Here is a 20,221-nt window from a genome sequence, read left to right on the forward strand (position 1 = left end):
GTTCGGGACGCCGGCCAGCAGGCCGCGCTGGGGGACGCCCATGATCGGTTCGGCCGCTGCGCCCAGCTCGGCCAGCACGTCGTTGGCGGCGAGGACGCCAGACATCGATGACCTCTCCATCAGCCCTGCGAGATAGGGCAGCTCGACGAAGTCCCCGGCGATCCGCAATCCGCGGGCGTCGGTGCGTACCCCGGGTCGGGTTCCCGCCGAGCCTGGCGGAAACGCCGGTGCGGTCGCCTCTAGCCGGTCGTGGCTGTGGACGACGGTCGCGTCGGCGGTCTCCGGCCAGAGCGCGACCAATTCGTCGCGCATCGACTTCGCCGCGACGGCGGCGTCGGTCAGACGGCAGGAGTAGGAGTGCAGTTCGATTACCGAGCCTCCGGTGGCCGACGCCCACCGGGCGCTGGGCTCCTCGAGGCGGGAGTAGATGGCGATCGAATCGAGGTTCGGCTGTCCGCTGACCGCGCTGAACGGGGCCCGTTCGGGCGCGACGTCGCGGTCGAGCCAGATCCTGCTGACCGCGAACGGCGGCGCGACCCGCAGGGCGTCGCACTGCCGGGCCAGCAGGGGAGCAGCTGCCGCGGTGGCGGTGGAGGCGTCGAGCAGCGACCGCAGCGCACCAGGATCGAGGGCAAGGATGAGGTTGCGCGTCGTCAGGCCGTCCGAGTTTTCACCCCCATCGACGACGATCCGCCAGCCCTGGCCATCGGGCTCGACGCCGACCACGGGCGTGGCGGTGCGGATCTTCGCACCATGGGCCTCGAGATGGCGTTGCAGCGGGTTCCAGATCGCCGACGCGTGATCGGTGGAGGTCACGTCGAACCCGATGCCCTCGGGGTTGCCGAGGAAGTAGTAGTGGAACATCGCCACCAGTTCAGCGGCGGACAGCTCACCCTGGTTGCAGAAGAAGGACCGGGCGAACGCCTCGAAGAGCATGCTGCGGGTGCGTGCGCTCATGCCGAGCCGGTCGAGGAACGTAGCGGCGTCGACGTCGTCGAGCTGGGCCACGGTGGTTGCGCGGTCGTAGGCGAGGAGCGCCATTCCCGCGTCGGGATCCGCCTGTGTCATGTCCTTGCGCGACAAGCTCTTCGAACGCAATGCCAGGGCCAGAAGGTTCAGTGGCGGCGCGGCGGGCAGACCGGACAGATCCTCGGCGGGCCAATCCGCGGAGATGACCGGATACTTCGGCACCGGTGTCAGGAACGCCAGATCCGGTTGGGCGCGGCGCAGGATCGACCGCCACGTGTAGTAGTGCCGGAAGAACGCATGAAAGCCGTGCTCGACGTTTTGGGAGTCGCCGTCCGGCAATCGCTCCGGCCAGGCTCCCAACCTGCCCCCGAGGTGGCCTGCTGCTTCGAGCACGGTGACGCGGACACCGCGCTCGGCCAGCACGACGGCAGCGCTGACTCCCGCAATTCCGCCGCCAACCACGACGGCCTCGGCGTCCACTGCGACTCGCCGAGGCAACAGCGGGTCGGGAGTCACCAGGCGGCGGGGACTCATCCGAAATGGTGCGGCCCGGCTGGTCAGCGGATCGTTCACGAGACTCCTTCGTGGCGAGCGCTCCGGCTGCGCCGCACCAGCTCGATGGCGAACGGTACCGCGACGGCGCCCATGAGCAACCCGCCGGTCACCGCCGACCCGGGAAGGCCGAAGAACACCACATGGCCCATGACGGACGAGAAGTACACCCACAGGTAGAGGGCTGCCGCGGGCGCGGAAGTCGCATGGTGGCGGGGCAGAGTCTTGTCGAGGACCGCAATCACGGCCGCCGACACCAGAAGCCAGCCGACGTAGTTGGTCAGCGGGATGCCGGGGATCAGCGGGAGGCTTGGGGACGGGTCGAACCACTCCCAGTGGCCCGCCGCCACCATCTGCGGATCGAGGAACACGTCCCACGCGGTCAGCGCCGCGGCTCCGACCACGATGACCGGGAGCCGTCGCACCACTAGCGTGCGGGCGACGACTAGCGCGGGCCAGGCCATCATCACCCACGCCAACGGCACGACCGCAGGCACGCCGAGCACCTCCGCTCCCAGGGTGCCGGTGTAGGCGTACCGCCCGAACGGCCACCCCGTTGCCACTCCGACCGCTTCTGCGGCCAACCCGAATCCGCCGGCGACGACCACCAGCAGCGCGGCCGCCGATGGGCCGTGCACCCGCGCCGCGTCCGCCACGACCGCGAGGAAGAACACCACCACGCTGGCCACGGTGACCTCGGTCAGTAGCGACTCCGGCATCAGCGGATACGCGATCTGAACGAGGACGGCCGCGGCGGCCAGCGCCCACGTGGGTCCGACGGCGTGCCGCCGCGAGGCCTCAGACATCGCAAGCGCCACGCACGTACCTCGCGATCCTCGGAGCAGGAGCCGTGAGCTCCGTAGAGTTTGCAGGTGCCCGCCGCGCGATTCACCGAAACCCTCCACGCGTTGGTGGCGACCGGCTCCACGCTGGCCTGCATCGGCACCGTTCATCAACTCGTCAATCAGCGGCGACTGCGGCGCCCTCCCAGCGAGCCGCCGCCCGTGACCGTCGCCGTGTCGCTCTTGGTGCCTGCGCGCGACGAGGCGCACCGCATCGAGCCGACGATCCGATCGCTGCTCGCCCAGCGCGGACTGCGCGACGTCGACATCCTCGTGCTCGACGACGGGTCCACCGACGGGACTGCCGACGTCGTGCGCGCCGCAGCCGGGTCCGACCCTCGCCTGCGCGTCATCCCCGGCACCCCGCCCCCACCCGGTTCGCTGGGAAAACCACACGCCTGCGCACAGTTGGCCGCTGCCGCCCGCGGCGAGATCCTGGTCTTCGTCGACGCCGACGTCGTCCTGGCTCCCGATGCCGTGGCCGCCGCAGTCGCGGTGCTCAGGGGCCCCGATCCGCTGGACCTGCTCTCCCCGTGGCCGCGGCAGATCACCGCAGGCGTGTTGGGTGGGCTCGTCCAGCCGTTGCTCGCCTGGTCCTGGCTGACGACACTTCCGCTGAGCCGCGCCGAGCGCTCCGGGCGCCCGTCGATGGCGGTGGCCAATGGACAGTTCCTCTTGGTCGACGCCCAGGCGCTGGCCAGGGCCGGGGGGTGGCAGGGCGTCTCGGGCGCAGTGCTCGACGACATCGGACTGGCGCGCGCGATCCGAGCCACCGGCGGCCGCACCGGCGTGGCCGACGGCTCGACGCTCGCGACGTGCCGGATGTACGCCTCCGGTCGCGAGTTGCGCGAGGGGTACCGCAAGTCACTGTGGGCGGCGTTCGGGTCACCCGCGGGTGCCATGGCGGTGGGGACGGCTCTGGTCATCGTCTACGTCCTGCCCGCGGCCGCCGCCATGCGCGGCTCCCGGATCGGCGCGCTCGGTTATGCCGCCGCCGTCGTCGGACGCGTTTCGGCCAGGCGGTGGTGCGGCGGACGTTTCGGGTGGGCCGCTGCCGCGCATCCCCTATCCGTGCTGGCGTTGCTCTGGTTGATGATCTCGTCGTGGGTGGGACGCGTCCGCGGCTCACTCCGATGGAAGGGCCGGGCGGTATGAGCCGAGCCGTCGTCATCGGAGCGGGTCTAGGCGGGCTCGCGACCGCCGCGCGGCTAGCCGCCACCGGCCATCGCGTGACCGTCTTCGAGAGCGCCCCCACCGTCGGAGGAAAGCTAGGCGTCCTCCAGCGCGACGGCTTCACCTTCGACACCGGCCCGTCACTCCTGACCATCCCAGCTGTGCTTGAGCAGCTGTTCGCGGACACCGGCGGGCCGGTCGACCTCGGGTTGACCGCCGTCGACCCGGCCTGCGCCTACGTCTTCGCCGACGGCACCGAACTCGTGCTCCCGCACGACCCGCGCCTGATCCCCGCGGCCCTGGATGCCGCGCTCGGCGTCGGAGCGGGCGCGTCGTGGCGGCGGCTGCACGCACGCACGGCCCGGCTGTGGGAACTGGTCGGCGAACCTGTCCTGCGTCGACCGATCTCGGTTGCGGCGCTGGCCAGGATGAGTGCCCGGCCAGCCGACCTGAGGGCGGTCGCGCCGTGGCAGACCATCGACGGGCTGGGGCGCGGCATGTTCTCCGATCCGCGGCTGCGGACCTGGCTCAACCGATACGCCACCTACTCCGGGTCCGACCCGCGCCGCACCCCCGCCGTACTCGCGGTCACGGCATACGTGGAGCAGGAGTTCGGCGCCTGGTACGTCCCCGGTGGGCTGCGCGGGATCGTCGTCGCCGTCGAAGAGCGGTGCCGCGAACTCGGCGTCGACGTCCGCACCGGGACCGTGGTCGAGTCCGTGGTGGTCACAGACGGGCGGGCCCGCGGTGTGCGGGTTCAGGGCCGAGACGTCGCCGCCGACGTGGTGGTGAGCAACGCCGACGCCGCCGTCCTCCACGACCGGCTGTTGCCCCGTGGTTCGGCGAAGGCCGTGCGACGCCGAGTGCGTGGTAGTGAGCGCTCGATGGCGGGATTCGTTCTGCTACTTGGGCTTTCGGGGCGGAGTCCCGGTCCTGCCCACCGGGTGTACTTTCCCGACGACTACGACGCCGAGTTCGACGCGATCTTCGGTCGCGGGCCCACGCCGGTAGCCGATCCCACCGTCTACGTCCACGCGCCCGACGATCCGGCGCTCCGACCCGACGACGACTCGGAGGGCTGGTTCGTGATGGTCAACGCTCCGGCGCACGATCCCGGCAGAGGGGTCGATTGGGACCGCCCCGGGCTGCGCGACACCTACGCCCGACACGTGCTCGACGTGCTGGCCGGCCACGGCGTCGACGTCCGCGACCGAGTCCGATTCTGCGAGACCGTGACACCCGCCGACTTGCAACGGCGCACCGGCGCGCCGGGCGGCGCGATCTACGGCACTGCGTCGCACGGGCCGCGGGCGGCGTTGCGCCGCCCCGCCAACCGCAGTCCGGTGCCGGGGCTCTACCTGGTCGGCGGCTCTGCACACCCCGGAGGGGGCATCCCGCTGGTGTTGATGTCGGCAGAGATCGTCGCCGGCCTCATCGGTCCTGCGGAAAGCTCGGTGGCATCGACTTCCGCACGCCACGGAGCAGCTGACCCATCCCGACGACGCCCACGACCGTCCACGTGACCGCCAACGTGTCGGCCCAACCCCATCCGAGCACCGGAACGCCCGCCGGAGAGACCGCGACACCTCCGGCGGCCACTGCGACCACGATCAGCCTCGTCGGGCGCTCGGCGACCGTGACCGCGCCGACGCCCGGCATGCCGACGGCCTGTGCGCGAGCACGGACGTACTCCAGCAGCAGCACCAACGCGACGGTCGCCAACACCCACCCGAGCGCGGCACCAAGCGCCAGCAGCACGCCACCCAGCACGACGTCGCCGATGCGATCGGCCACCGAGTCGACCACCGCGCCGAGCGGCCGCGCCCGCCCCGTCCTCAGCGCCACCGCGCCGTCGAGACCGTCGAGCACCCCCGCTGCGACGATCAACAGGACCGCGACCGCGGGGCCACCGTGGTCGCCGGCAAACACGACGACGACCCAGGCGCCGACCAACGCCGCCACCCCGGCGAGGGACAGCACGTCCGGTGGGATGCGGAGCACCGGGCCGGAGGCCAGGATCCGCACCATCCGCAACCAACCACGGACGACCGGTGACGGCCGCACCCCACCGTGCAGCGAGGACCATTCCGAGTCGGCGGCGTCGTCGCCACCCGAATCCCCGGACGTCATCGCCTCAGCCTGCCAGGACGCACGACCCCGCGGGCGGTCGGCGGCATGAGACGACGACTACGCCAGATGGCGTCCGGGGCGAGAACGACGTTCCCGGGTAGCGACCTCGCGCTGTGGGCGGCGGGTGCCACCTACTTCGGTGCCATCGGCCTAGTGCCGCTGGCCCTGGCATCGCTCTGGGTGGTCGGCCGCGTGGTGGGCCACGACACCGTCACCGCGTCGATGGAGGAGGCGATCGGCGGGCTGCCTGCCGGGCACGGTACCCCGGAGGCGCTGCGCACGCTGACCTCGGTAGCACTGGCGATGTCGTGGTGGCAGGCCCTAGTCGTGCTGTTCCCTGCGAGTCTGTACGGCGAAGGTCTTCGCCGCGCTTTCGTCCAAATGTCTTCAGCCCCTGACACTCTCACCGGCTGGCGCGGGCGAGCAGGCCTGCTCGGGGTGGCTCTCGTCGCCCCCTTTCTCGTCTTGGCGGTGCTGGCCTCCGCGCCGTACGTCGGCCCGTTGTACGCCGGCGTCGGGTGGTCGCTGGTGTGGGGTGTGGTGGTCGCGTTTCACGTCGTGTGGATCACGGTCTCGACGGCATTGCTGGGTGTCTTCTCACTGATCGGCCCTGGGCGCCTCGGTTGGCGGGCGTTGCTGGTGGGTGCGTTCAGCACGGGCGCCATCGTGGCCGGGTTCCTGCAGGGGTTCGTTCTCTTCCTGGCGATCCCCGTCTCCTGGTCGGCGCCCTTCGGCGGTCTGCCGATCATCGGCGCGGTCTCGGCGCTCGCGCTGTGGCTCTACGTGCTCCACATCCTGGTGCTGTGCGGATTCCGGGTGACCGTCGTACTGGACGAGACGGTGTTCGGCGAGACGGTGTTCGACGAGAAGGGGCGCAAGGGCTCGGCAGGCGCAGATTGAAACGACGCGTTCGGGGTAAGTGCAGGGCACTGAGGTGCGGAAAGCGACTCTGGACCGCGCGTGAAGGGACGACGGTGAGAACTGGTGAGCTCAAGTCGTCGCGCTCGACCCTAGACGAGTGGCGCGCAGACGTGCGCGCCGACGTCAGTGCCCACCTCTCCGACTTCATCGCCGAACGATGCCTGGCCGACCTCGATGGCGCCAGGGTCGACGTCGCAGGCTCGGTGCTGTCTGCCTTCGTCGGTGGTGGCAAGTACGTGCGGTCGACGTTCATGTATCTGGGCTGGCTGTGCGGAGCGCGGGAAGACGAGGCGGCCCTGCGCGCGTCGGCCAGTCTGGAACTGCTCCACGCGTTCGCGCTGATGCAGGACGACGTGATGGACGGATCTGCGCTTCGCCGTGGGAGACCTTCGGCGCACGTCTCGTTCAAACGGTGGCACCGTGAGCGCCAGTTCACGGGGTCGTCGATCCGATTCGGGGAGTCAGCGGCGATCCTGCTCGGTGATCTCTGCCTGGTGTGGGCAGCCAAGATGCTGCGCGAAAGCGGGATCGAGGCCGAGGCGCTTGCGCGCGTGTGGCCACGCTACGACGACATGCGCGTGGAGTTGGCGGTCGGCCAGTTCGCCGACCTGGTCAACGAATCCCACGCGTCGCCGACCCTCGACGAGGTGCTCGACGTCTTGAGACGGAAGTCGGGTTGTTACACCGTGCAACGTCCGTTGGAGATCGGCGCCGCGATGGCCGGGTGCCCTCCCGAGGTGCTCCGCGTGCTCGGTGGGTACGGCGGCGCGATCGGCGAGGCGTTCCAACTGCGTGACGACCTCCTCGACGCCTTCGGAACCGAAGCGATGACCGGAAAGTCGGTCGGCACCGACCTGGCCGCGCGGAAGGCCACCAGTGTCGTGGTCGCTGCGTTCGAACTCGCCAATCCCAGCCACCGTCGCCAGCTCGACGAACTGATGAAGAGCCCGACGCTCGGTGCCCCCGAAGCCGAGAGATGGCGCGGACTCCTCGTCGCCACCGGCGCCGTCCACCGGATCGAACAACTCATCGACCAACGTCTGGCCGAGGCAATGGACCATCTCGATGCAGGCGTCATCCCCGAGATTCCCCGCAACGCACTGGAGGCCATGGCCGTCGTGTGTACCAAACGGGCAGCCTGATTCGTCGAAGACGTGAGGGACGAATCCAGTCCGCTGGCTACTTCAGAGCGCGTCGCTTTCGATGATCCGCTTGGCGATGGTCCGCAGCGGAATGTTGCCGTCCTGGGACAGGCGTCGCAGCATGTCGAACGCGCGTGTCGCGTCAATCCTGAAGTGGTTCATCAGGATTCCCTTCGCCTGGCCGATCTCGTCGCGACTTGCCAGCGCCGAGGCGAACTGCTTGCCCCGATCCGCGGTCATCAATGCGATCGTCGCCACCGTGGCCAACAACGCGCCGATGGCCTCGGCGGCGGGATCCGTCGTTCGCGGTGCGCGACCGAACAGGTTCAGCGCTCCTGCGCCGTTGCCATGGCTGATCAGCTGGAAAGACAACATGCTGTGCACGCCTGCGGTCACTGCGGCCTCGGCGAAGCAGGGCCAACGCTGTTCCTCACGCATGTCGGGGCACAGGATCATCGCGCCACCGACCGCTGCCGCCAAACACGGACCTTGGCCGAGACTTATCTGCACCGCGTCGAGGTCGATGACCAACGGGGCCGTCGCGCTGACCGACTGTGACCGGCCGTCGGCGATCACCATCACATCCGCGTAGTCGATTCCGTCGACGAGATCGACGGCGGCAGCGGTGACACGGGACAGGGTCCGCTCCACGGCAGCGTCTTGCTCGATGCCGCTGATCAGTTCGGCCATCGCGTTCCGGATGGACCCGTCGTAGTCTCGGCGCTCGGCCATTGGCTTCTTCCCGGACGGAGTTGAATCAACATCCAGGCTCGCCCTTGTTGCGTTCAGTATGCGCTCTCGTTTCCCGTCCGTGTCCGTCGTTGTCGCGGGAGCCTTGATCTTGCCTGACGGGGGACGTCAGAAATCGGTGACAACGCCGCCCACCGTCGGAGTATGTGGCCCCTACCTGCGGTTCTACCGCACCGAGCCGGGTGGTAGGTCGACGCCGATCTCGTCGCAGATCGGCGGAATGATGATCAGTGACCCCCGCGGACTGCAGAACGGCGTCCCCGGAGGCAGCGGCTCCGGTGCTGGCGCAGGTGCGATCGGGGGTGGGGGCGCAGTCTGATGCGGTACGCCAGCCCAGGGGTAGATGGTGCTGGTGCTGACATCCACGATGCCCTCGGAGTTCCAGTACCAGTCGTGGCAGACGTTCCAGTCCCAGCTGAGCACCTGGCTTCCCGGTATGGCGGGGTCACCAGGGCACCAGTGCGTACAGGTCAGCCCCTGCGGACAGTTGCCGCCCTGGTAGCTCGGCCCGTCAGCGGCTGAGGTACCCATGGCGAGTGTCAGGCCGGCCGCAGCCATGGCGCCCGTCACGACCACTGAAGCGGCGAACCGCGCGACTCGGCTCATTCGAGTCCTTCCATCGTGCACCGCCCCGGTGGCGTTGCGTGTGCACCAAGTAAAGGTCGACTCCTCGGCTACCGATCCCAAGATTGAAGAGATGCCGCACGCGGATGGCGCTAGTTCGTCGCAAACTGGAGGCCGACGGCCTGCTCGGACAGGCTCCAGAGCCGGGCCGCGTCGCCGGGGTCCCGAGCCGGCTTGTAGACCTCCTGCTCTGCGGCAGGCCCCGACAGGTGCTGGAACCCTCGCGGGCCGTAGAACTTGCCGCCGCGAGCGCTCGGGTGAGTGGCGGCATACAGCGCGGGAAGCAAGCCTTCGTCGACCGACTTGTTCAGCACGCCGATTCGGCCGAGGAGCCTGACCATCCGGACGGCCGTCGTGTCGCGGCTTCGGCCCAGGTGCGGTTGGGCGGCCAGCAGGTTCGTCGGCGTCACCCCCGGGTGGGAGGCATTGCTGGTGATGCCCCACCCGGCCGCCTCGCTGCGGCGGTTCAACTCGAGGGCGAACATCAGGTTGGCGACCTTCGACTGGCCGTAGGCCTTGCCCACCGAGTAGGACCTGTCGAAGTTGAGGTCATCCCAATTGATCCCGGCGGTGCGCGCCGCGATACTCGACTGGGTGGTGACTCGAGCGTGGCCGGCCGCCAGCAGTGGCAATAGCCGGGCGGTGAACGCGAAATGGCCGAGATGATTGGTGCCCCATTGCAATTCGAACCCGTCGACGGTTGTCTGGTGCCTGGGCGGGTTCATCACGCCGGCATTGTTGATCAAGACGTTGATCGGGCGACCATCGGCCACCAGGGCACCGGCACAGTCGGCCACCGACTGCTGCGAGGCCAGGTCTAGTTCACGGAGGACGACGCGCGCCCCCGGCGCCACTGCGCGGATCTGCTCCGCGGCGGCCCGCCCCTTCTCGAGGTCCCGCACCGGCAGGACGACCTCGGCGCCGGCCTCGCTCAGCCTTCTCGCCAATCCGAGACCGATCCCGTCGCTGCCGCCGGTGACCACGGCCAGGCGGCCGGTCAAGTCGGGGACTTCGATTCCTGCGGTACGTGACACGTCGTTCTCCCTCTGACCATCAACGGATGAATTGCCTCCACGTTCACAGGTTCTTAGCGGCGCGGTAAGGGGCGGGTCATCCGGGGACCGCCGATCCCTGGATGCCCCGGCCGTTCCTCGCCGCGGCTGGTTTGGGCGAGGCTGAAGTGGTGATGGCGGTGGGGATCGATCGGGCCCGCGTCGGCGATCTGTTGCGGACGCGGCGGCGGGCGCTGCAGCCGGAAGACGTCGGGCTGACGAGGGGCCGTCGCCGCCGGACACCGGGGTTGCGCCGCGAGGAGGTCGCCGCGCTGTGCTCGATGTCGACCGCCTACTACGGCCGACTGGAACGTGACTGCGGTCTGCGCCCCTCGCCCGCGATGCTCGCCACCATTGCCCGCGCGCTACGGTTCAGCAGGCCCGACCGCGACCTGTTGTTCAGCGCGGCGGGCTACGACGTCACCGAACATCGTTGGGGGACGACTCATGTGGATCCCGGCCTCATGCACATCCTTGGCCGTCTGGAGGACACCGCGGCGATGGCGGTGAACCCGATCGGCGAGGTACTCCACCAAACACGTTCTGCGCGGGCGCTGTTCGGTGATCTCACCGGCTACGCGGGATGGAACAGAAGCAGCTACTACCGATGGTTCATCGATCCCGCCGAGCGGCAGCGCCACGTCAGCGCCGACCATCACGCCATCGCCGCCGACATCGTCGCCGACTTGCGCCGCAGCTCGGGTGACGTCGCGGCAGCGCACCTGATTGGTCTGCTGCTGGACAGGAGCGAGGAATTCCGGTGGCACTGGCAGCGGCCTGCGACGGGTGTCACCGACCCGGGCAGTCGTCGGTGCCGGATCGCCCACCGCGACCTCGGCACCATCGACCTGCATCGCGAGATGCTGTGCAACGGCGACCGCAGTCAACGCATCGTGGTCTACCTGGCAACGCCTGGCACCGAGAGTCAGAGCAAGCTCGAACTCATCTCGGTGATCGGCCACCATCGATTCCCGGCGTGACGTCGGGGACGCTTGCAGGGGCCCGCGGTCTCCCGCGAATCGAGCCGTTCCTCAGATGGCACTGACGCCGGGAATCCGGCCTTCGCGAAACGCCTCGACGAAGTGGCGATGGTCGTCTCGAACGACCGCGGCGTAGGTCAGTCCGAACTCGACCATGTCGTCGACGAAGCCGGTTTCGTCGTCGCCGATCACCGCGACGATCGCGTCCTCGGTTTGAAAGTCGACGAGCGACTGGTCGCTATCCGTGTCGCTCACACAGTGCACCTTGGCCACGGCCTGACCGAGTTGTTCGATGACCTCGGCCAGTTCATCCGGTTCGGTCAGCTCGCTCCAGTCGAGATCCGCTTCATACGGCGAGAGCTCGCTGACCACGAAACCCACCCCGTCGATGTCGGTGTACCCGAGCAGCGGGTCGGCGTGTGCCTGCAGTGCGCGTTGGGAAACCGCAGTGCGATGCCCGTGGTGCTTGAAGTACTCGTGCACCTCAGAGTCGTCGACGACCCGGCTGGGTGCCGCCACGTTGCCCTGCTTCATCGACAGCACGACGTCGTTGTCCAGCGCCTGATTGAACCCTTCGATCAGCACGGTGTAGGACGGCAGGCCTGCGCTGCCGATGCCGAATCCGGTCTTGGCGATGACATCCTTTACGTCGTAGGCGATTCCGCGGAAGCGTTGTGCCTCGGGAATCGTGTCGAGGTAGCGCTCGAAGGCTGCCTCCACCGTCGCTCGCTGATCGTCGGTCAGGCGCACGACGCCCGGCAAATCGCGAAAACGGCGGTCGTACCCGTCGACCACGGTGATGTGGTCGAGCATTTCGGCGCGGGTGGAGAGCCTTGCCGCCTGCAACGCCGACAGCACGGCTCCGCGTGCGGTCAGGAGGTTGAGGGAGAAGCTGGCATCGTCCTCGACGTCGACGAACCACCGAACCTGGCGCACGTAGGCGCGGGTGAACGTCTCGATCAGCTTGGTGATCGTGTCATCGGAAAGTGCCTTCTGCCAACACATCAGCGCAATGCTCGCGGCGAATCGTTCGAGGTCCCACGTGAAGTGGCCGACGTATGCCTCGTCGAAGTCGTTCACGTCGAAGATCAGCACCCCCGAGCCGTCCATGTAGGTGCCGAAGTTCTGCGAGTGAAGATCGCCCTGTATCCAGATCCGGCTGGTGCGCTCGTCCGCCCACCTGTCGTCGCGAGTCGAGACGTCCGCGTAGAAGAGGCAGGCGCTGCCGCGAAAGAAGGCGAACGGGTCCGCCGCCATCTTGCGGAACTTGGTCCTGAACGCGTCCGGATCGGCTGCCATCAGATCGGAGAAGGCGTCGACGAGGCAGCGGACGATGTACGACTCCCGCTCGTCGGGCTCCGAGGCGGGTTCCGTGGGACTCATCCGTTCCGGATGCCCAAGGCGGTGCCTACTCAACCCCCGTGCCAGCCGTAAAAGCGCGTAGTCGACTACTCGCTACCTGGCGAGGCGAACCTGGGACCGTTCTAGATGTTCGAGCGTTCCTGTGGCGACTCACTCGGGAAGCGTCTACGCAGTGCGGAGGTGGCGGGAGCCCGATGTTTCCTAACAGCACAGCCGCATCCGATCGGCAGGGCTCCAGAAGTCCGCTGCGGGACACGCACCCTGCGGAGAGCGGGCCGTCGACTGGGCAAGGCTCGCCAGCCATCTCACTCCCCAAGGGCGGCGGCGCCATTCGCGGGATCGGCGAGAAGTTCGCGGCTAATCCGGTGACTGGCACGGGTACGTTGACGGTGCCGCTGGCGACCAGCCCGGGGCGCTCCGGATTCGGGCCATCGTTGAACTTGGCCTACGACTCTGGCAACGGCAACACGCCATTTGGACTGGGGTGGGAACTGTCGTTGCCGGCGATCACCCGAAAGACGGACAAGGGCCTGCCCCGCTACGACGAGGAACCCGACGACACGTTCGTCCTCTCCGGCGCCGAAGACCTAGTGCCCGTCCTGCAGCCATGCGACGAAGGTTGGCGAGACGTCACCGCCCTACGCGACGTCGACGACCGCACCTACCTCGTCCGGCGCTACCGGCCCCGAATCGAGGGTCTGTTCGCGAGGATCGAGCGCTGGGTGGACGTGGACTCGGGTGATACCCACTGGCGGTCGATCACCCCCGACAACGTCACCACCCTCTACGGCGCGACGCCACAGAGCCGGATCGCCGACCCTGCCGACCCGACCCGGGTATTCAGCTGGCTGACCTGCGAGAGCTTCGACGACTCCGGCAATGCCATCGCCTACGAGTACAAGGCCGAGGACAGCGAGGGCGTCGCGACTGACGCCAGCCACGAATACAACCGCAGTCCGTCGGATCGTTCGGCGAACCGCTACCTGAAGCGGGTCAGGTACGGCAACCGCGTGTCACGGCTGATCCAGCCGGACCTGACCGCCACCGACTGGATGTTCGAGACCGTGTTCGACTACGGCGACCACGATCACGAGGATCCGCGACCCGCCGAAGCACGGCCGTGGCGCTGCAGGCGCGATCCGTTCTCCACCTTCCGGGCTGGTTTCGAGGTGCGCACCTACCGGCTGTGCCGTCGAGTGCTGGTGTTCCACCACTTCTCCGACCAGGCTGACGTCGGTGCGGATTGCCTGGTCGGGTCAACCGACCTGAACCACCGCCACGACTCGGTGGCGTCGTTCCTGGATTCGGTGGTCCAGTGCAGGTACCGGCGACTGGCGACAGGGGGTTACCGGAGGAAGTCATTGCCGCCGCTGGAGTTCGGCTACACCGCCGCAGTCGTCGACCAACGGGTCCACACCCTCGACCCGGGCAGCGTCGAGAACCTGCCCTTCGGGCTCGACGGATCGGCGTTCCAGTGGGTGGATCTCGACGGCGAGGGATTGTCGGGGATCCTCACCGAGCAGTCGGATGCGTGGTTCTACAAACCGAATCTCGGGGGCGGTCGGTTCGGACCGATGCGGCCGGTCGGGGCCAAGCCGTCGGCTGCTGCGCTGGGGAGCGGCCGTCAGGAACTGCTCGATCTGGCAGGCGACGGCCAACTGGACCTGGTGGAATTCGGTGGCCCCACCCCCGGCTTCCATGAACGCACCAGCGATCTGGGCTGGGAGGGTTTCCGGCCGTTCAGGTTTCGGCCCGACATCGCCTGGGACGATCCGAATCTGCGACTGGTCGATCTGACGGGTGACGGGCACGCCGACATCCTGATCAGCGGTGACGACGTGATCAGTTGGTATCCGTCGCTCGCCGAGACCGGCTTCGGACCGCTCCGGCGTACCTACCATTCACTCGACGAGGACCGCGGACCCCGGGTGGTGATCGCCGATGCGGACCAAACCATCTACCTCGCCGACATGTCCGGCGACGGGCTCGCCGACCTCGTCCGGATCCGCAACGGCGAGGTCTGCTACTGGCCCAACCTCGGGTACGGCCGATTCGGCTCGCGGGTGGTCATGGATGGTTCACCCCAGTTCGACGAGCCGGATCACTTCGACCAAAGGCGGCTACGCATCGCCGACGTCGACGGCTCCGGCACCACCGACCTGATCTATCTCCACCGCGACGAGACACGCATCTACTTCAATCGGTCCGGCAACAGTTGGAGCCCAGCGCGTAGCCTCACCCAGTCGTTCCCGCTCATCGACAGCCTCAGCCGCGTCACCACGGTGGACCTCCTCGGCAACGGCACCGCCTGCCTGGTCTGGTCGTCACCGCTGCCTTCCGAGGCGGGCCGGGCGCTGCGCTACGTCGAGTTGATGGGTGCCCAGAAGCCCCACCTTCTGAGGGAGATCCGCAACAACCTCGGCGCCGAGACCCGTATCCACTACGCGCCCTCAACGCGGTTCTACGCCGCGGACAACGCCCTGGGGCGGCCGTGGATCACCCGGCTGCCCTTCCCGGTTCACGTCGTCGAGCGAGTCGAGACGTTCGACCGGATCAGTCACAACAGATTCGTCAGCCGCTATGCCTACCATCACGGTCACTACGACGGCGTGGAACGCGAGTTCCGCGGCTTCGCCATGGTGGAGCAGACCGACACCGAGTACTTCGCAGCGTTCAACACCGGACCCCAAGCGAGCAACGTCGACACCGCGACGCATGCGCCGCCGGTGTTGACGCGCACCTGGTTCCACACCGGTGCCGAACCGATGTCTCGGCTCGCCGCGGGATACTTTCACGAGTCCGACCACTGCAGTGCGGACCAAGACGAGCTGCTACTGCCGGATACCGTTCTGCCCCCCAATCTTTCGCCAGGCGAGAGGCGGCAGGCGTGCCGCGCGCTCAAGGGGTCAGTCCTGCGTCGAGAAGTCTTTGCCCTCGATGGAAGCACCGCGACGGGCCGTCCCTACACGGTCACCGAGAACAACTACACGGTGCAGCTGTTGCAGCCAGCCGAGGCCGGCGGCTACGCCGTCTTCATCACCCACCCCCGCGAGGCGATCACCGCGAACTATGAGCGGGCGCTCTACCCCGTTGACGGCGTACTGCGTGCCGACCCGCGCGTCAGCCACGAAATGGCGTTGTCCGTGGACGAATTCGGCAACGTGCTGCGGTCGGTCTCCATTGGGTACGGTCGTCGCCACGCCGATCCCGTTCTGGCTGCGGCCGATCGCGAGAGGCAGCGCCGGGCCCACATCATCGCAACCGAGGCCCGCTACACCAACGTCGTCGACGAAACCGACGCGTACCGCACACCCCAACTCGCAGAGACCCGCGCACTCGAGATACTCGGGCTCGAGCCAGACGCGTGCCGACCAGGTTGCACCAACCCATTCGGCCTCGACGAGCTGAACACCAAACTCAACGCGATCCGTCTGGAACTGCCCGTTGAAGAATGGGACGCCGACCCTGCCGTACTGCCGGGACCGGCGCGGCGGCTGATCGAGCACACCCGCGTCCTCTATCGACGTGACGATCTCACCGGGTGCCTACCGCTGGGCCGTGTCGAGGCGCGGTGCCTGCCGTTCGAGTCGTACCGGCTGGCACTCACGCCAAGCCTGCTCGCCGACCTGTACGGAGGGCGCGTGACCGGTGAAGTGCTCACCTCCGAGGGCGGCTACGTCGAGGCGGACGGCGCGTGGTGGGTCCCTTCCGGGCGAATGTTCTACTCGCCCGACGCAGCCGACGTAGCCGACGCAGCCGGTGCGGAACTGGATCACGCGTTGCGGCACTTCTTTCTCCCGCACCGCTTCCGTACTCCCTTCGGCGCGACCAGCACCGTCACGTTCGATCGCTATGACCTGCTGGTGGAGGAGACGCGCGACCCCGTCGACAACCGCATCACGGCTGAGAACGACTACCGCGTGCTCGCACCCCGGCTGATGACCGATCCGAACCGCAACCGGTCAGAGGTCGCATTCGACACGCTGGGCATGGTCGTCGGCACGGCCGTGATGGGCAAAGAAGCTGAGCACCTGGGTGACTCACTCACCGGATTCGATCCCGACCCCGACGAGGGCCTGGTAGCCGCCTATCTGGCCGACCCGCTCGCCGAGCCGCAGGTGCTGCTGCAGGGCGCCACGTCCCGTCTGGTGTACGACCCGTTCGCCTACCTACGCACCCGTGACTGCCCACAGCCGCAGCCCGCGGTGGTCGCCACGCTCGCCAGGGAAACCCACCGCGCCGACCTCGCCGCCGGAGAGCGCACGAAGATGCAGCAGAGCTTCTCCTACTCCGACGGCCTTGGCCGCGAGATCCAGAAGAAGTTGCAGGCCGCACCCGGCCCGCTCGACGACGACGAGCAGCATGTGGGTCCCCGCTGGGTTGGCAGTGGCTGGATCGTGTTCAACAACAAGGGCGCGCCGATTCGCGAGTTCGAGCCGTTCTTCAGTGCGTCGCATCGCTTCGAGTTCGACGTCCGCGCGGGTGTGAGCCCGGTGCTCTTCTACGATCCGGTGCAGCGTGCCGTCGCCACCCTCAATCCCGACGACACGTGGACGAAGACGGTCATCGACCCCTGGCATCAGCAGAGCTGGGACGGCAATGACACGGTCCTTCTCGACCCGTGCTCCGACCCCGACGTCGGCGGATTCGTCACGACCCATCTGGACTCGTCGGGGGAGTGGCGGAGCTGGTACCAACGTCGCATCGGCGGCCGCCTGGGCCAGCAGGAGCAGACGGCCGCCAAGAAGGCCGCCGCGCATGCCAATACCCCGGGGCAGTCGTGGCTCGACACCCTCGGCCGTCCGTTCCTGTCCGTCGCCCACAACCGAACCGCGGACGGCGACATGCTGCTGCAGACCCGGCTGGGCGTCGATGTCAACGGCAACGAGCGCGAAGTGGTGGATCCGAAGGGGCGGCTGATCATTCGGTACGGATGTGACCTCTTGGGAGGTCGCGTGTCGCAGGCCAGCATGGAAGCCGGGCAGCGATTGGTGTTCAACGACATCGACGGTCAGCCCGTGCGGTCGTGGAACGACCGCGGGTTCGTGTTCCGTACCGAGTACGACGCGCTACGCCGACCGAACCGGTCGTTCGTCGCCGGTGGCGGACTATCGGGAGAACTGCTGCGGGAGCGTACCGAATACGGCGAGGGTCAGGCCGACGACACCCGACTGAATCTGCGCGGTACGGTGTTCCGACATCACGACGGCAGCGGAGTCGCCACCAACGATGCGTGCGACTTCAAGGGCAACACGCTGATGGCCAGCAGGCAACTGGTGAGGGACTGCGCGAACGCGCCCGATTGGTCCCAGGACGTCGAGCTGGATGAACGTGTCTTCGTCAGCCGCAATCGATTTGATGCGCTCAATCGATCGACGGCCGCCATCGCCCCGGACGGCACGGTCGTCCGTGCGACGTACAACGAGGCCAATCTGCTCAGCGGGCTCGAAGCCGACCTGCGCGGCGCTGTCGAGACAACGGTCTTCGTTGCCGACGTCGACTACAACGCGCGTGGTCAGCGAACGGCATGCCGCTACGGCAACGGTGCGCGTACCGAATATGAGTACGACCCCTTCACGTTCCGGCCCACCTCACTACGGACACTGCGCAACGACAAGCGGCTCCAGGACCTCGGCTACACCTACGATCCCGTCGGCAACATCACCCACATCCGGGACGAGGCCCAGCAGACCGTCTTCTTCCGGAACCGCCGCGTGGACCCCTCCACCGACTACACCTACGACGCGATCTACCGACTGATCGAAGCCACCGGGCGCGAGCACCTCGGACAGGGAGTCGGCGGCGGACACGACTCGTGCGACGACGACTCCGCCCGAACGGGCTTGCCGCAACCCGGCGATGGCAACGCCATGGGACGCTACGTCGAGCGCTACCTCTACGACCAGGTCGGCAATCTACTGCGAATGGCCCATCGCGGTAGCGATCCCATCCAGCCTGGCTGGACTCGCACCTACGACTACGCCGAACCGAGCCTCCTGCAACCGGATCAGGTCAGCAACCGGTTGACGAGCACATCCGATGGCGGCGCCGCACGTTCCCAACCGTTCACCTATGACGCGCACGGGAACGTCACGTCGATGCCGGAATTGCCGGAGATGCGCTGGGACATGGCCGACTACCTCCAGGCGACGGCTCGGCAGGTGCTACACGATGGAACGCCCGAGACCACCCGCTACGCCTATGACTCCGCAGGAGTGCGGATCCGCAAGGTGACCGAACGCCAGGCCGGGCCCGGCACGTCACCCAGGCGCAAATCGGAGCGAATCTATCTGGGCGGCTTCGAGATCTACCGCGAGTACCGCGCCGATGGCAGCCTCGACCTCGAGCGCGAGACGCTCCACCTGCTCGACGGCGAGGAGCGCGTGGCCCTCGTCGAGACGCGGGTGGAAGGCAACGACGACGGCCCGACACAACTGCAGCGCTTTCAAATCGCCAACCACCTCGGCTCGGCCACGCTGGAACTCGACGGCGACGGCCAGATCATCACCTACGAGGAGTACTCGCCGTACGGCAGTTCGACGTACCAAGCGGTGCGCAGTCAGACCGAAGTGCCGAAGCGGTATCGATACACCGCAATGGAACGCGACGAGGAAAGTGGCCTGGAATATCACGGTGCGCGGTACTACATGCCGCGGCTCGGGCGGTGGAATGCGGCCGACCCCGCTGGTCTCGTCGATGGCCAGGGGCTATACACCTATGCCCGGGGTAATCCCGTCAATCTTCGCGACGTATCGGGAACGGATTCCCGGATCGGGACGCTCGTCAAGTACGACAAGAAGGGGCTTGGCCTTGGTAAGGACATCCACCAGCTGCACTTCTTCCCCGCAAGCATCCTGCAGAAGATCAGTCCCAAGTGGACCTACGACCTATCGGACACCCTGGGAGAACTGGTCTATGTCGCCCATCGGTCCCTCAACGATGCAACGGACGCCAAGCTCAGAGCGTATGGCAGGTCGATAGACAAGATCACCGACCAGAAGCACTTCATGCGCATAGTCCGTGACGTGCAGGAGATTTGGCGGGACGCGGGCGTGCCGCAGGACATCGTTCGCCCCTGGACGAAGAGTGCATTCTCGACGGCGAAGGACATCGGCATCACCAGGAAACCGACCGGCGGTGCTGTCTTCAAACGCGTCCCCGGAGGAGGCCTGACTAGCGCAATCCTCGACAAAGTGGACAAGTTCGCCAAGCCGCTGGCAGTGGTCGCCGGAGTCATCGTCGCAGGACAGGCGTTGGCGGACGTGGTCAACGGTGACTTCGGCAAGGCGGCGAACAGAATTGGCACCTTCGCGTACGAACAAACCATCGGTCCCGTGGTCGATGCCGCCAGCGCCATCAAGGACATCGGCGAATTCATCGCGGATCCGTTGGCGGGGATCCGGGAGAGCATCGAGCAGATCCAGCGTGAGCAGGATGCGATGCTCGACAGTTTCTCCTTCGGCACCGACGAGGACACGATTCAGTCCGCCCCAGCACCGTCCACGACGGCTGCGGCACCGCCGGCGAAGCGGGACCGAGGCACTCTCTACGAGAGCCTGATGTTGTGGAGCCTGGCCGTCGGGCTGGCCGCGCGGGCCCCATCCGTTGCGGACGTGGACCCAACGGCCGACAAGGAAGATCTCGGCGAAATCGACTGTGAGGGTTTCGACGAGATCGACTTCGAGGGACTCAACGACTTCTACTACTCCTGCCTCCCCGAATAG

General features: G+C 67.6%; 13 protein-coding genes. 6 read left to right on the plus strand and 7 right to left on the minus strand.

The window, feature by feature from the left end; genetic code table 11:
- Positions 1–1,542 (minus strand): FAD-dependent oxidoreductase (locus tag ABW137_RS18540; protein WP_526402601.1); only part of this gene is annotated, 1,542 nt, incomplete at its 3' end.
- Positions 1,539–2,327, minus strand: coding sequence for a carotenoid biosynthesis protein (locus tag ABW137_RS18545; protein ID WP_526402603.1), 789 nt, complete (start codon positions 2,325–2,327; stop codon positions 1,539–1,541). The genes ABW137_RS18540 and ABW137_RS18545, both read right to left, overlap by 4 nt.
- 66 nt (positions 2,328–2,393) lie before the next feature.
- Here ABW137_RS18545 and ABW137_RS18550 point away from each other — a divergent pair, with 66 nt between their 5' ends.
- On the plus strand, positions 2,394–3,518 hold the full coding sequence (locus ABW137_RS18550; protein ID WP_526402605.1) for a glycosyltransferase family 2 protein: 1,125 nt from the start codon (positions 2,394–2,396) through the stop codon (positions 3,516–3,518).
- Positions 3,515–5,059 (plus strand): phytoene desaturase family protein, encoded by a 1,545-nt coding sequence (locus tag ABW137_RS18555; protein WP_526402607.1) that lies wholly within the window; start codon positions 3,515–3,517, stop codon positions 5,057–5,059. The genes ABW137_RS18550 and ABW137_RS18555 overlap by 4 nt, the downstream gene beginning before the upstream one ends.
- On the opposite strand, the gene ABW137_RS18560 is transcribed toward ABW137_RS18555, so the two are convergent.
- The gene (locus ABW137_RS18560) at positions 4,968–5,666 is read right to left on the minus strand and encodes a CDP-alcohol phosphatidyltransferase family protein (protein WP_526402609.1); all 699 of its coding nucleotides are present in this window, start codon (positions 5,664–5,666) and stop codon (positions 4,968–4,970) included. The genes ABW137_RS18555 and ABW137_RS18560 overlap by 92 nt on opposite strands.
- 45 nt (positions 5,667–5,711) lie before the next feature.
- Between ABW137_RS18560 and ABW137_RS18565 the strand changes: the two genes are divergently transcribed.
- Positions 5,712–6,566: a YhjD/YihY/BrkB family envelope integrity protein gene (locus ABW137_RS18565; protein ID WP_526402611.1), complete on the plus strand. Its 855-nt coding sequence runs from the start codon at positions 5,712–5,714 to the stop codon at positions 6,564–6,566.
- A 74-nt stretch (positions 6,567–6,640) separates the two neighbouring features.
- A complete protein-coding gene (locus ABW137_RS18570) occupies positions 6,641–7,729 on the plus strand; it encodes a polyprenyl synthetase family protein (RefSeq protein WP_526402613.1) in 1,089 nt (362 codons plus the stop codon).
- Positions 7,730–7,771: 42 nt separating this feature from the next.
- Here the strand turns inward: ABW137_RS18570 and ABW137_RS18575 are convergent, their stop codons facing one another.
- The 3 genes from ABW137_RS18575 to ABW137_RS18585 form a co-directional block, all read right to left on the minus strand.
- The gene (locus tag ABW137_RS18575; protein WP_526402615.1) at positions 7,772–8,461 is read right to left on the minus strand and encodes an ANTAR domain-containing protein; all 690 of its coding nucleotides are present in this window, start codon (positions 8,459–8,461) and stop codon (positions 7,772–7,774) included.
- A 183-nt stretch (positions 8,462–8,644) separates the two neighbouring features.
- A complete protein-coding gene (locus ABW137_RS18580) occupies positions 8,645–9,085 on the minus strand; it encodes a hypothetical protein (protein ID WP_526402617.1) in 441 nt (146 codons plus the stop codon).
- 110 nt (positions 9,086–9,195) lie between these two features.
- The gene (locus tag ABW137_RS18585; protein WP_526402619.1) at positions 9,196–10,137 is read right to left on the minus strand and encodes an SDR family oxidoreductase; all 942 of its coding nucleotides are present in this window, start codon (positions 10,135–10,137) and stop codon (positions 9,196–9,198) included.
- 101 nt (positions 10,138–10,238) lie between these two features.
- Here ABW137_RS18585 and ABW137_RS18590 point away from each other — a divergent pair, with 101 nt between their 5' ends.
- Entirely contained in the window at positions 10,239–11,135 is an 897-nt protein-coding gene (locus ABW137_RS18590) for an MmyB family transcriptional regulator (RefSeq protein ID WP_526402621.1), read from the plus strand.
- Positions 11,136–11,186: 51 nt separating this feature from the next.
- Here ABW137_RS18590 and ABW137_RS18595 read toward each other — a convergent pair whose 3' ends face one another.
- Positions 11,187–12,518 carry a DUF2252 domain-containing protein gene (locus tag ABW137_RS18595; RefSeq protein ID WP_526402623.1) on the minus strand — a complete coding sequence of 444 codons (1,332 nt, stop codon included), beginning with the start codon at positions 12,516–12,518 and terminating at the stop codon, positions 11,187–11,189.
- Between the two features lie 344 nt (positions 12,519–12,862).
- On the opposite strand from ABW137_RS18595, the gene ABW137_RS18600 reads away from it, so the two are divergent.
- Positions 12,863–20,221: a SpvB/TcaC N-terminal domain-containing protein gene (locus ABW137_RS18600; RefSeq protein ID WP_526402625.1), complete on the plus strand. Its 7,359-nt coding sequence runs from the start codon at positions 12,863–12,865 to the stop codon at positions 20,219–20,221.

Origin of the sequence: Mycobacterium sp. (genome assembly GCF_040509115.1) — a bacterium.
Taxonomy (GTDB): Bacteria; Actinomycetota; Actinomycetes; order Mycobacteriales; family Mycobacteriaceae; genus Mycobacterium.